The sequence below is a fragment of the Streptococcus sp. A23 genome, assembly GCF_043674155.1.
GTDB classification, from domain to species: domain Bacteria; phylum Bacillota; class Bacilli; order Lactobacillales; family Streptococcaceae; genus Streptococcus; species Streptococcus suis_V.
On sequence record NZ_JBIMJP010000027.1, the window covers coordinates 1 to 13,716 of the forward strand.

Genomic DNA, 13,716 nt, shown 5'->3' on the forward strand with positions numbered 1-13,716 from the left:
CAGCTGAGCCTGAAGTGCCATCAACTCCTTATCCTTTTGAGCAATAGCAGAGCTGACCTCATGTTCCGTCTGACTAGACACCTGCTCAACCTTAGCTGTCAGTTCTAAAATAGCCTTATCCTTGTCAGCCAATTTAGCCTGCAAGTCATTTTCAGCCTTCTGAGCCAGCAACTCTGTCTCACGCGCCAAACGATCATGAACTTCCTTATCAAACTCCACACCACGAACCTGAGCCAAAAGCTGGCTGTATTCTGTTTCATTAACTTGAAAAGCCGTTCCACAATGCGGGCAAGTAATATTGTGCATGATTTTCTCCTAAATCTGTTCTTGAACAAAGTGCGACCACTTTTCTTGCAAGGGTTTCTGTTCTGGCACTTCAGCCCCCTCAAGCAAGGCTTGAATATATTCATGCTGGACCAGCCAACCGGTCATATCTTTTTCAGCCGTCGCAAATTCATTGCCAAAATCCTTAGGAATGATTTCCTCAAAGGCAATGTGACTCCCACCTTCTTGAGCTGTCAGAATAAAACCAACCCGAGCAGTATCCCAAGTATAGGAAATCTCATGCGGTTCGCGATAGGTCAACAAGTCCATCTCCTCACGGAAATCCTCAATTTCAAAGACCAACTTTTGTCCTTCAATATGGAGTTCTGGAAACCATTTGGCAAAACCAGCGTCTGTAGCCAGTAAATCCCATGTTTCTGTCAAAGATGCAGAAACGGAGTATACCACATTTAATTGATAGTGTGTAGAGGTTGTAGTAATTGAAATTTTCATATGTCTAGTATAGCAAAAAATCTCTAAAAAATGAAAAAACACCAGCAAAGCCAGTGTCTAACTGTTCCTTTCCCTCACTGAGACTAGGATACGTCTCGCAAGAGGATTGACAATAAAATAACTCAAGGGAAGCGACAGAATAATATTTCTCAAAAAGCGGAAACCATAAATCGGTAGATGAAAGGGAAGATGGCTCATATACATACCAAATACTCCAATAATTAACCCCATTGCAACAGACCGAAAACTAATCATAGCAAAGGAAATATGCTTTTCAGAAGGTAATTTTGGTCCGATGAAATTGATCCATCTGAGGGCTAAAGGATTGACAAATTGCGATGCTATAAAAGAGACAACCACTCCCAAGAAATAAGATGGCAACAAAATAGGTAGTTGCAAGCGACCTGCCCACCATAAATTATAAACAGTCATTACAAATCCCATCATCGCTGACATTAACATGCCAAAAAACAAGCGTTCCTTTCGATTTTGAGGCATAAACTACTCCTCCTATACAGCTTCGTTAGTTATAGTATAACACAAATCACTAATTATTGGTATTGATTGATAAGAAAAGCCTGAATCGCTCCAGGCTTATTACTCAAAGAATTTATAGTAATCTTCCAATTGCATTTCCGCTTTTTGCTGGCGATTGAGGTCTTGGATAATTTGACCATCCTTCATGACAATCAAGCGATTGCCAAAGTTAAGGGCATCCTCCATCTGGTGAGTGACCATAAGGGCAGTCAGCTCCTGGTCGGCAATCAGGCTATCCGTCAAATTCATGAGGGACTGGCTGGTCTTTGGATCAAGGGCCGCCGTGTGTTCATCCAAGAGCAACAGCTCTGGCTTGACGATAGAGGCCATTAAGAGGCTGAGAGCCTGACGCTGGCCACCCGATAAGAAACCAGCTGGAGTGGCGATATGCTTTTCCAGACCATTGCCAATTTTTGCTAGGGTCGCCTCAAACTCTTCCAAATGCTGGGGAAGTTGCCGAGGAACCAACCCACGACCTTGGCCACGGTACTTGGCAATCAAAAGATTTTCCGCCACAGTCATCCGAGGTGCCGTTCCCATCTTGGGATCCTGAAAGACCCGGGACAGGTACTTGGCCCGCTTTTCCGCTGGCCACTTGGTCACATCCTCGCCCAAGATAGACACTGTTCCACTGGTCAAGGGCAGGGTACCTGCTATGACATTGAAGAGGGTGGACTTACCAGCACCATTGCCACCGAGAATAGTGATAAAATCCCCTTGGTAGATAGTCAGATTGACATCCTTTAGAATCACGCGCTCCTGGTCCAGGCCATTGTTGACCACCACACGCGCATTTTTTAGTTCAACGATTGCATTCATTTGGTCAAGCTGGCTCCTTTCAGGATGTTATTTTTGATTTCAGGGACCATGAGGCAGACTGCCAAGATGAGGGCCGAGAAAATGCGGAGGTAGCTGGTATTGATTCCCAGGGAAATCACACCCAAAATCAAGAACTGGTAGAAAATCGCTCCCACCACAATGGTGATAAAACGCTCCGCCATTGTCACATTATCAAACAAAACCTCACCGATGATGAGACTGGCCATGCCGACCACGATGACACCGATACCGCGCGAAACGTCCGCGTAACCCTCCTGCTGGGCGATGAGGGCACCAGCAAGGGCGATGACTCCATTGGAGAGGATCAGACCCATAAGCTCCATACGGCTGGTATGAATGCCAAAACTGCGCGCCATGTCGGGATTGTCACCCGTAGCGATAAAGGCCTGACCCAGGCGGGTATTTAGGAAGAATAGCAGAGCAGAGATGACAGCCACAACTGCCATTAGGCCTAGTATCAATCCATTTGTCTCCCTATCAAAAGGCAGGAGGTCCTGCAAACTCTTGATATTGAGCAAGCCCAGATTGGCTCGCCCCATGATGAAGAGCATAATGGAATGGCAGGAAGACATAACCAGAATCCCCGACAAGAGGGTTGGAATTTTCCCCTTGGTATACAGGAGACCGGTCACAAGCCCTGCCAAACAGCCTGCCAAAACAGCAGCTAAGGTCGCAAGAATCGGGTGGACACCCTGAGTAAGCAAGGTCACAACCACTGCTCCGCCCAAGGGAAAGGAACCCTCTGTCGTCATATCTGGAAAGTTCAAAATACGGAAGGTCATGAAGATACCAAGACCAAGAATGGCCCAAAGCAGGGCCTGGGAAATGGTGGAAAGGATCATAATTCTCTCTAAAATTTCGTTTATTTAATCACGCGGCTTGCTTTTTCAACAATCTCCGCTGGAAGGGTAAGGCCAAGTTCATCAGCTACTTTTTGGTTGACGACAACGGTACCTTGGTTAAAGACTTCAACTGGTGTGTCAGCTGTTTTAGCACCGTCAAGAACCTTGGCAGCCATTTTACCAGTAGCAACACCTAGGTCAAATTGGCTGAGGGTTACAGATGCGATACCGCCACCTTCGACCATATCCTCTACAGAAGTGTAGATTGGTTTTTTAGACTTGTTGGCTGCAGAAACGACTGTTGAGAAAGCCGATGCAATGGTATTGTCAACTGGTGTGAAGAAGGCGTCTACCTTGGTTGAGGCAACTTCTACTGTTGAGGCAATTTCGTTTGAAGAAGGAACTGCATACTCGATAACTTCATAGCCTGCTGCCTCAGCTGCCGCCTTAAATTCAGTAACTTGGGCCTTTGAGTTGTCCTCGTTTGATGAGAAGAGAGCACCGATTGTTTTTGCCTCTGGGGTGATTTGTTTAATCAAGTCAATAGTATCTGCTACTGGTGTTTGGTCAGAAACGCCAGTGATATTGCCACCAGGATTTTTCAAATCAGCAACCAAGTTGGCACCGACCGGATCGGTTACAGCTCCCATGATGATTGGCAGATCGTTAGTCGCATTAGCCAATCCTTGGGCTGCTGGTGTCGCAATACCAATCAGCAATTCGTTGCCATTATCGACCAATTTTTTACTCATGGTTTGCACTTGAGATTGATCACCTTCTGCATTCATAAAATCAATTTCTAGGTTGACATCCTTATCGTAGCCGCCTTCTTTGAGACCAGCTTCGATTCCTTTGTAAATTTCGTCCAAGGAAGCGTGACTCACATATTGGAGAACTCCGATTTTAACGGTTTGAGATTCCGTCCCAGTCTCTGTTGTGGTCTCTTGTTTATTCTGATTTGAAATCACTACAGCCACAATAATCGCAAAAAATGCAATCAACACACCCATCAATTTTTTATTTTTCATCATAAACCTCTTTCTTATTAAAACAATTGTATCTATTTCGTCAATTCAAGATCTGTAAGCTACGCCATCGTTTCATCATAATGTAATCTCCTTTGTATAGAAAAAGCCCACGCATACTAAAATCGTATGCGAGGGCGTCAATGACGCGGTGCCACCTCACTTATGGGAATTGTCTAGAATCCTCCCATATCTCATCTCCTCTAACAAGGAGTTGCACTGTAAGGTGTGCGGACCGAACTATCATTGTTTTAAGTTCATTTACGTGACTGTTTTGGCTGAGTACTTCGTTAGCTCTCCTTGCTATACCGCCAGTATAAGCTACGTCGACCTGCCTCGTACTCAGCCAAAACAGTCTACGCAAAGTATGTTATGCCAAACAATCATTTGTGCACCTAAGTCTGAAGACAGACAATTCTGCACATCAGCCCATTTCATAAAACTCCGCCACCTGTTCCCAGCACCACAGGCTCCCTGAAGACTTCTGCTTTACTACTTCTTCTGATTACAGATGATTATACGGTATCAAAATCACTTTGTCAATACTTTTGACGTAATTTTCTGAAAATTTTTCTCCTACCTACTTTACCACTCTCATCAAAAAACCACCGAAGTATGATATAATAGACTGAGTTACAGCTATTAGAAAGAGGAAAACCATGTCTTTTGACGGATTTTTTTTACATCACATGACGGCTGAGTTAAAGGCCAATTTAGAAGGTGGGCGGATTCAGAAAATCAACCAGCCCTTTGAACAGGAGATTGTCCTCAACATCCGCAGCAACCGTCAGAGCCATAAGTTGCTCCTGTCTGCCCATTCGGTTTTCGGACGGGTTCAGCTGACCCAGTCGGACTTTACCAATCCCAAGGTGCCCAATACCTTTACCATGATTTTACGAAAATACTTGCAGGGAGCCATTATCGAGGAGATTCGTCAGTTGGACAATGACCGCATTTTAGAATTTTCGGTGTCCAACAAGGACGAGATTGGCGACCATATCCAAGCAACCTTAATTGTGGAAATCATGGGCAAGCACAGCAATATCATCTTGGTGGATAAGTCTGAACAACGGATTATCGAGGCTATCAAGCACGTTGGTTTCTCGCAAAATTCCTACCGGACCATCTTGCCAGGTTCCACCTACATTCGTCCACCGGAGACGCATTCTCTCAATCCTTATACGGTGTCTGATGAGAAATTGTTTGAAATCTTATCGACTCAGGAACTGAGTCCAAAAAATCTCCAACAGCTCTTTCAAGGTTTGGGTCGGGATACGGCTTCTGAACTGGCCAGTCATTTGCAGACAGACCGCCTCAAGAACTTCCGTGCCTTTTTTGACCAGGCAACTCAGCCTAGCCTGACAGACAAATCCTATGCTGCTCTGCCATTTGCCAATAGCCCTGAAAAACAGCCACACTTTGAGAGCCTGAGCAGTCTGCTGGACTTCTACTATCAGGACAAGGCGGAGCGGGATCGGGTGGCCCAGCAGGCCAATGAGCTGATCAAACGGGTAGCCAGTGAGTTGGAGAAAAATCGCAAGAAACTGGTCAAGCAGGAGCAGGAATTGGCGGATACGGAGACGGCGGAGTTGGTGCGACAAAAGGGCGAGCTCTTGACCACCTATCTGCATCAGGTGCCCAACGACCAGTCGAATGTGCGGTTAGACAACTACTATACGGGCGAGGAGCTGGAGATTGAGTTGGATGTGGCTTTGACGCCTAGCCAGAATGCCCAGCGGTACTTCAAGAAATACCAGAAACTCAAGGAGGCAGTCAAGCACTTGACCAGCTTGATTGAGGAAACCAAGTCGACCATTGTCTATCTGGAGTCCGTTGACACCATGCTGGGACAGGCTAGTCTGGCTGAAATTGATGAGATTCGCGAGGAATTGATTGAAACAGGCTACCTCAAACGCCGTCATCGTGAGAAAATCCATAAGCGTCAGAAACCTGAACGTTACTTGGCGACGGACGGGAAAACTATTATTCTGGTTGGGAAAAATAATCTGCAAAATGATGAGTTGACCTTCAAAATGGCAAAGAAAGGTGAACTTTGGTTCCACGCCAAAGACATTCCAGGCAGCCATGTGGTCATTACCGATAACTTGGACCCAAGTGACGAGGTCAAGACAGACGCAGCTGAGTTGGCCGCCTACTTCTCCAAGGCAAGGCATTCTAACTTGGTCCAAGTCGATATGATTGAAGCCAAAAAACTCCATAAACCAACAGGTGGCAAACCAGGCTTTGTGACCTACCGAGGTCAGAAAACCCTCCGTGTCACCCCAACTGAAGATAAAATAAAATCCATGAAAATCTAGTTCATGGATTTTTCTTATAAAATTTATCAAATTAACTTTATCTTTTAATTATTTTTTCACAAATTATACTATTCGGATGCAATTTATTTCTATCAGATTTAAAGTGACTTATTCTTGATTCTAATTTGAATATAGTACAAAGAAAATAGTGATAAAAGCGAAATAACCGTACCAAGTAACATTCCATTAGGTTGGTAACGTAATTCAATTTCGTGTTCACCTGGTGTTATCGGGAATGAAATCATGCTACCAAGCGATTTCTTAATCGCTACTTCTTTTCCATCTACAAAAGCTGACCAACCTGAATTGTAGGGGATACTTGTTTGAACAATTTCGTGACCTTCTGCTGCTTGAATGGTTCCTTGAATATTGGTATTGGACCATTTCGTCACTTCAATATTGTTAGACAGATTAGCTTGCAATACCTTTGTAATCTCATTATTATTTGCCCTAACAAGACCAACTCCGTCCAGATTTACATCATCCGTATCAAATCTAAACTCGAGAGTAATCGTTTTTCCTTCACTGTTATGAGTCAGTGGCCATAAACTCTTTTGTGAATTGGTAATCTGAGTCGGAAAACCGTTTCCATTCCTTAGAATTGTTAATTTTTCTCTGTATTCTCTAATTGCTGGAGGTGCTAAGAAATAATAAGTGAATGAACTTTTTGGAATTAAATTAAACTTAATAATCCCTGGTTTAGAATTGTCAATCCGTTTATATTGATACTTACTACTATCGTCAGTAGTTTTTTCAAGATTATCCAACTCAATTGAACTGAAACCAAATTGCTCAAAATATTTTTTGTCGGTTCCTGACATAGCTGATAAAATCGCATTCTGATTCGTTACAGGTTGGCTCAGTTTTAGCTCAATATCCTGAATTGAATCATTCGTAGAAAAACCAATAGAATATGCATTTGGATTATGATAGACAACATATCGATCGTCTTCATAAACTTTTTCAGTAAAGTAATCCTGTATATCCTGACGAGACGTATTCAAAGCAAAGTACATCTTTTCAGGATTGGCTTTCATATCTTCTGAAGTAAAGGGTTTACGCATGACATAATAGCTTACTCCATATAAGGCATCTGTTAGCTGAGTACCATTGATATAATTTGTTGCTGCATTAACTCCAATATCACCTAGATAGGCAAAATGATTCAAAGTTGAACGCTCTAAACTGGAACTAAAGGTACTCAGACCTGGGTAGTTCAATAATGAAGGTGTTGTTTTTGAATAATTAAAGTTTGTTGCTATTCGGTAAAACTCATTATCCGTACCATCCTGGATCGTATCCATCACACGTTTTACAGAAATAGTCGCATCTGCAAATTTACTTGCTGATGGGTATGCTAGAGTAACCTGTGACAAAAACATATTGTAGGAAAGTTCAAAAATTGTGACAACAACCAACAGCCATTTAAACTTACTTAATTGTCCCATGTGCAAGACAAACAGCACTAGCAACCAAATACAAAGAGTCAAGAGTAATTGATGGAGTAAGATTCCCTTCAGTAGCAAATAAGAAGTAAGTGCGGTAGAAATGATTGCTCCGGATACTATAATCAGAAGTTGTTTTCGATTTGCAAAAAACTTTCTAAACAGCTTCCAAGCAACTATACCATACACACTGAAAATCGCTAAAACAACTAATACAGCGTATTTTTTAACAAAATTTGTCAATGCCGCTGGTTGAGTATTTGAAATAAATGTATAGTCTTGTGTAGATACGTAGAAAATTGATAAAACAGCTACGAGGCTACTAATGATAAACGATTTTTTAGAGAGTTTAGGAAGACCACGAAGGACTTGATAAGCCACTAGTATGAGTAGAAAAGAAATCAACCAAGAAAATCTATGAAAGAAACCAGCAGGGTTTTGCCCCATGTGCCATAGTTTACTCACAGGTTCATAGACGATGGAAAGCAAGAAGAATAGTAAGATACCGGCCATCCCAATTTTTCGATTTTTTGGAACTTCCTTAAGTTGGAAGAAGAAAAATGCAGCAATGAATGCTAAACCTCCAACATAAAAGTTTGGCAAGCTGGGACCAGCTGCCCAACTCATGGTATCAAATCCCCCTATCATCATTTTCGCAATAAGGTCTAAGGGATTGACTTGAAAGGCGAGTGGAAAACTAAATGAATTTTGAATACTCCCCTTACTTTGGCTAAGATTGATAGCCAATGGGACTAAAAGAATTGCTGAAATACCGACAGAAATGAGTGAATACCCAAGAACCTGCAATACTGAACGAATATATTCTCGAAGATTAATCTTTTTATCTTTCGTAATAATTTTGGTCGAAGCAAAATACAGGGTATATAATGCGATAAAAATACAAATCATATATGCAATATAAAATTGCATAAAGATGCTTATAGCCAAAAATAGAATGTATTTTATCGGTTTTTTACCATCAATCAACTCTTCCAGTGCAATAATAATCAGCGGAAGCATATACATGTTATCAAAGAAAATTGGGTTCATTTGATAAGAAACCATCATTCCTGATAAGGCATAGGCTGTAGAAAGTGTTGGTACTAGCCAAATATCCTTTTCTAAACCTTTATAGCGTTTGATTAAGAGATAGGCAAAACTAAGACCGAATAAGCCATACCTAAGCCAAACTGTAAGGCTGGCAGCCAATGGGAAATGTGATAGTGGCGTGATAATGTAGATTAAATTTAATGGGCTAAGTAAATAATAAGCCACTACGCCGGTCATCTCTCCACCAATCGACTTTGTAAATGAATATTGTAAGGAACTAAAATCTCCCGATAATACTGCATTTTTCAATAGCGCAAAGAAACTAATGTACTGTTGACCAAAATCGACAGCCATAATACTTTTATCACCAAATGGGTAAAAGCCAATTATTGCCCAAATGTAGGCAACAATAATTAATGGAGACAAAAAACTAGCTAATAAGATGCTACTCTTCTTATTTATTTTTTTAAAAAAAAATATTTTATCTTTCACTTTTATCCAACCCTATCTTTCTTAGCTTTTTCAATATTTGAATCATCTACCACAAAATGCGGTCGTCGTTTCACTTCGTAGTATATTTTCCCAATATATTCTCCTAATATTCCGATTGAAATTAGTTGCACTCCACCAAACAAGATAATTGCTGCAATAGTTGTAAAATAGCCACTTACATAACCTTCAACATTTGAGAAATATTTAAAAAATTCGGTTGCTAGATAAATAAGCGCCAACAAAATACTAATTCCACCTAGTTGGATACAAATTCTTAGTGGTTTATCGTTAAATGAGATAATGCCCTGAACAGCATAATTAAATGATTTTCTAAATCCAAATTTACTAACTCCAACTTCCCTAACTTGGTTTTTATATGGAATGACTTTTTCCTTGAATCCAATCCACTCATAGAGTCCTTTATTAAATCGATTGTACTCTGGGAGAGCTATAAAGGTATCAACAGCTCTTCGGCTCAGTAATTTTAATTCAGATTTACCATCCGTTAATTTCACATCCATGAATCGATTTGAAATTTGATAAAACAATTTCGCAAACAGACTACCAAGTTTAGATTCACCCACACGATCACGCTGACCACTAACTAAATCATACCCTTCAAAATATGCATCTAAAAATATAGGGATTAAGTGTGGAGGATGTTGTAAATCACCATCCATAACCATGACGGCATCACCTGTAGAATATTTGAAACCAGCAAGAATTCCACCTTCACGACCAAAATTACGGCTTAAACTAATAAACTTGACGTGGTGATTCTTTTCTGCAATACCTTTAATTAATTGGAAGGTATTATCCGTACTTCCATCGTTGATATAGAGCAATTCATAATTATCAATATAGGTGCCTAGCAATTCTTCTAACTGTTCTGTCATCTTTTCATGGGTTTTCAATATCATTTCCTCTTCATTATAAAAGGTAATGAGTAGGGATAATTTCATCGTATCTCCTTTCATTATATGAAAATAATAAATAAAAAATCAGAAAGTTACTGATTTTACTAGATATATTTTCTAAGTATATTATATCAATTTTCCTAAAAAAATAAATAATTTCTTATAAAATTTGAAACCCTATTTTTAAAATTAAGCTAGACAGAAAAAGCCATCTATGTTAGGCTCAGATAAACTACCACATTTAAGGAATAAGATCCCTAGAAAGTCTTTGCATTATCAAACACCCTACCAAGTTTTTCTGAGTCACTTGAAAAAGTCTAGCTAAATTTGACAATTTAGGATATGAAAAACGTTTGTTCCGAGCTTTTATCAAATTGTAAATGCTAATTTATATTTGGTTTATGAATATATATCGTTTCAATTGGACTTTGAAAATAATGTGGGTTATTAACTAAGATTAACTTATAAAATTACTTTCAACCAATATATATGCAAATTTAAATTAAATAGTTTGATTTTCCAAGGTAAATCTATTATAATTACTTATAATGAATTAGTTTTATAATTCAAAATAAAAGGAGAATAGCAATGAAAAAATTTTTCAAAACGTCGATTGCATTTTTAAGTATGTTTATCGGATTATTTGGAATTTTTAAAAGCGTAGAAGCTCAAGAAATAACTGATTTCTATTTTACAAGTCAAATATTGTCTGAGCAGGTTGAGTTATCAGGACCAAATTATGGATTTATTCTTGGTAATGACTATAGCTTACGTGTAAATTTTACTATTCCAAATCCCGAATTCGAACTAGATGATGGTAAATATTTATTATATGGAATCCCTGGTCCGTTTACAATTGAAAATACAGATAGGGAAATCATAGATCCGGAAACCGGAATCGCCATTGCTGATGTTGCAATTGTATCTAAAGGTGAGAATGAAGGTGGTTCTGCTAAAATCACATTTAAAAATATTGATACTTACCTAAACACTAAAGCGGAAACAGGTGTGAGAGAATTATCAAGTCAGTTCCTTGTGCCTATACAATTTAAAAAGAAACAGGTTAGCCCGCTCGAGGTCGTTCTTAATGGGATCAATGCAAGCAACCGTTTGAATCTAACTGTTCAAGAAGCTGGACATTTGGAGATCACCGCCTTAAAAGAAATGTATGGTCAAAGAACAATAGAAAAAGTGTCTTATGATGCCGAAGGCTACGCTATACAGGAGATTGTCACTGAAACCTATAAACTCTTTGGGTCGGACTATGAGTTAAAAGGTGGAGAGTTTGAGTTCATTTTAAAGAATGATGCTGGAGTAGAAATTGGACGTACGACAAATCGAGCGGATGGATCCATAATTTTTGATTCCATAGAATTAACTGAAGCTGGTAATTTTACATATACGATAGAAGAGGTAAAAGGGAATCGTACTGACCTTATATATGATAATTCCACCCACAAAGTTTCTGTTTCAGTAATTGAGAAAAATGGTCAATTTGAGGCTACTATAACTTCGAATCCAATAACTTTAAAAAATACTTTTAATACAGTTCCAGCACAAGCTACAATTAGCGCTCAGAAAACCATGTTAGGTAGAGAGCTTGAGGCTGCTGAGTTTGAATTTGTATTGAAAGATTCAAATGGTATAGAGGTTGGTCGCACAACCAATACTGCTGATGGCTCCATTGAGTTTGATAAAATTGATTTTGGTCAAGCAGGAGACTACACCTTTACAATCGAAGAAGTAGCTGGTTCAGTACCTGGAGTAACATATGACAGCTCTGTAAAAACTGTTTCCGTGCACGTTGAAAGTGTAAATGGAAAGCTCCAAGCTCGTATCACTTCAGATCCAGTTACCTTTACAAATAACTATTCAATCAAACCGACCAGTCTTTCGATCACTGCAACAAAAGTATTGACAGGTCGTGAGCTTGTTGATGGTGAGTTTGAGTTTGTACTCAAAGATTCAGAAGGTACAGAAGTTGGTCGTGCAACAAATAATGCTGACGGTTCTATCACTTTCGATGAAATCGAGTTCACTAAAACTGGTGACTACACCTACACTATCGAAGAGGTTGCAGGTTCTGCAACTGGTGTGACTTATGATACAAACGTTAAAACTGTCTCAATAACTGTCACAAATAATAGCGGTCAACTTGTTGCAAAGGTGACATCTGATGCTGCTAAGTTTACAAACGTATTTGTAGAAGAAACTACAACAACCACTACTTCTGAAGAAACCACTACTTCTGAAGAAACGACTACTTCTGAAGAAACGACTACTTCTGAAGAAACGACTACTTCTGAAGAAACGACAACTTCCGAAGAAACGACGACTTCTGAAGAAACTACAACTTCCGAAGAAACTACAACTCCCGAAGAAACGACGACTTCTGAAGAAACCACTACTTCTGAAGAAACGACGACTTCCGAAGAAACGACGACTTCTGAAGAAACGACGACTTCTGTAGAAACAACGACTTCTGAAGAAACGACAACTTCTGAAGAAACGACGACTTCCGAAGAAACAACTACTTCTGAAGTAACTACGACTTCCGAAGAAACGACGACTTCCGAAGAAACAACAACTTCTGAAGAAACAACTACTTCCGAAGAAACAACTACTTCTGAAGAAACAACTACTTCCGAAGAAACAACTACTTCCGAAGAAACTACGACTTCTGAAGAAACGACTACTTCCGAAGAAACGACGACTTCCGAAGAAACAACTACTTCTGAAGAAATAACTACTTCCGAAGAAACAACTACTTCTGAAGAAATAACTACTTCCGAAGAAACAACTACTTCCGAAGAAACAACTACTTCTGAAGAAACGACTACTTCCGAAGAAACGACGACTTCCGAAGAAACGACTACTTCCGAAGAAACAACTACTTCTGAAGAAACGACTACTTCCGAAGAAACGACTACTTCCGAAGAAACGACTACTTCCGAAGAAACAACTACTTCTGAAGAAATAACTACTTCCGAAGAAACAACTACTTCCGAAGAAACAACTACTTCTGAAGAAACGACGACTTCCGAAGAAACGACTACTTCCGAAGAAACGACTACTTCCGAAGAAACAACAACTTCTGAAGAAACAACTACTTCCGAAGAAACAACTACTTCTGAAGAAACTACTACTTCTGAAGAAACAACTACTTCCGAAGAAACAACTACTTCCGAAGAAACAACTACTTCCGAAGAAACAACTACTTCTGAAGAAACGACTACTTCCGAAGAAACGACTACTTCCGAAGAAACGACTACTTCTGAAGAAACTACAACTTCTGAAGAAACGACGACTTCCGAAGAAACTACAACTTCTGTAGAAACAACTACTTCCGAAGAAACGACGACTTCTGAAGAAACTACTACTTCCGAAGAAACGACGACTTCTGAAGAAACTACAACTTCTGAAGAAACGACGACTTCCGAAGAAACTACAACTTCTGTAGAAACAACTACTTC

Annotated in this window: 9 protein-coding genes and 1 pseudogene; 2 read left to right on the forward strand and 8 right to left on the reverse strand. The window is 39.9% G+C overall.

The genetic code is table 11. The features are described from left to right. The 6 genes and pseudogenes from ACHBIE_RS10415 to trpX all read right to left on the reverse strand — a co-directional run. Positions 1-306, reverse strand: a pseudogene (locus tag ACHBIE_RS10415) (DUF2130 domain-containing protein); the annotation flags it as partial. Positions 307-315: 9 nt separating this feature from the next. Further along, on the reverse strand, positions 316-777 hold the full coding sequence (locus tag ACHBIE_RS10420; protein WP_394733291.1) for an ATPase: 462 nt from the start codon (positions 775-777) through the stop codon (positions 316-318). Positions 778-834: 57 nt separating this feature from the next. After that, complete coding sequence (locus ACHBIE_RS10425) at positions 835-1,275, reverse strand: hypothetical protein (RefSeq protein ID WP_394733292.1); 441 nt, start codon at positions 1,273-1,275, stop codon at positions 835-837. A 99-nt stretch (positions 1,276-1,374) separates the two neighbouring features. Then, on the reverse strand, positions 1,375-2,133 hold the full coding sequence (locus ACHBIE_RS10430; protein ID WP_394733293.1) for an ABC transporter ATP-binding protein: 759 nt from the start codon (positions 2,131-2,133) through the stop codon (positions 1,375-1,377). Further along, positions 2,130-2,996: an ABC transporter permease gene (locus ACHBIE_RS10435; RefSeq protein ID WP_105110935.1), complete on the reverse strand. Its 867-nt coding sequence runs from the start codon at positions 2,994-2,996 to the stop codon at positions 2,130-2,132. The genes ACHBIE_RS10430 and ACHBIE_RS10435 overlap by 4 nt, the downstream gene beginning before the upstream one ends. A 20-nt stretch (positions 2,997-3,016) precedes the next feature. Beyond that, positions 3,017-4,024 carry a tryptophan ABC transporter substrate-binding protein gene (trpX, locus tag ACHBIE_RS10440; RefSeq protein WP_394733294.1) on the reverse strand — a complete coding sequence of 336 codons (1,008 nt, stop codon included), beginning with the start codon at positions 4,022-4,024 and terminating at the stop codon, positions 3,017-3,019. A 656-nt stretch (positions 4,025-4,680) separates the two neighbouring features. Between trpX and ACHBIE_RS10445 the strand changes: the two genes are divergently transcribed. Continuing rightward, positions 4,681-6,339, forward strand: coding sequence for an NFACT family protein (locus ACHBIE_RS10445; protein WP_394733295.1), 1,659 nt, complete (start codon positions 4,681-4,683; stop codon positions 6,337-6,339). Positions 6,340-6,437: 98 nt separating this feature from the next. Here ACHBIE_RS10445 and ACHBIE_RS10450 read toward each other — a convergent pair whose 3' ends face one another. Both ACHBIE_RS10450 and pgfS read right to left on the reverse strand, forming a co-directional pair. Then, a complete protein-coding gene (locus ACHBIE_RS10450; protein WP_394733296.1) occupies positions 6,438-9,326 on the reverse strand; it encodes a YfhO family protein in 2,889 nt (962 codons plus the stop codon). 2 nt (positions 9,327-9,328) lie between these two features. Beyond that, positions 9,329-10,288 (reverse strand): glycosyltransferase PgfS, encoded by a 960-nt coding sequence (gene pgfS, locus ACHBIE_RS10455; RefSeq protein WP_105122551.1) that lies wholly within the window; start codon positions 10,286-10,288, stop codon positions 9,329-9,331. 543 nt (positions 10,289-10,831) lie between these two features. Here pgfS and ACHBIE_RS10460 point away from each other — a divergent pair. Next, positions 10,832-13,716 (forward strand): Spy0128 family protein (locus ACHBIE_RS10460; RefSeq protein ID WP_394733297.1); only part of this gene is annotated, 2,885 nt, incomplete at its 3' end.

Bases quoted from the DNA above. Each gene is read 5' to 3' on its own strand.
- ACHBIE_RS10420 (WP_394733291.1), bottom strand. From the start codon at position 777: ATGAAAATTTCAATTACTACAACCTCTACACACTATCAATTAAATGTG.
- ACHBIE_RS10425 (WP_394733292.1), bottom strand. From the start codon at position 1,275: ATGCCTCAAAATCGAAAGGAACGCTTGTTTTTTGGCATGTTAATGTCA.
- ACHBIE_RS10430 (WP_394733293.1), bottom strand. From the start codon at position 2,133: ATGAATGCAATCGTTGAACTAAAAAATGCGCGTGTGGTGGTCAACAAT.
- ACHBIE_RS10435 (WP_105110935.1), bottom strand. From the start codon at position 2,996: ATGATCCTTTCCACCATTTCCCAGGCCCTGCTTTGGGCCATTCTTGGT.
- trpX (WP_394733294.1), bottom strand. From the start codon at position 4,024: ATGAAAAATAAAAAATTGATGGGTGTGTTGATTGCATTTTTTGCGATT.
- ACHBIE_RS10445 (WP_394733295.1), top strand. From the start codon at position 4,681: ATGTCTTTTGACGGATTTTTTTTACATCACATGACGGCTGAGTTAAAG.
- pgfS (WP_105122551.1), bottom strand. From the start codon at position 10,288: ATGAAATTATCCCTACTCATTACCTTTTATAATGAAGAGGAAATGATA.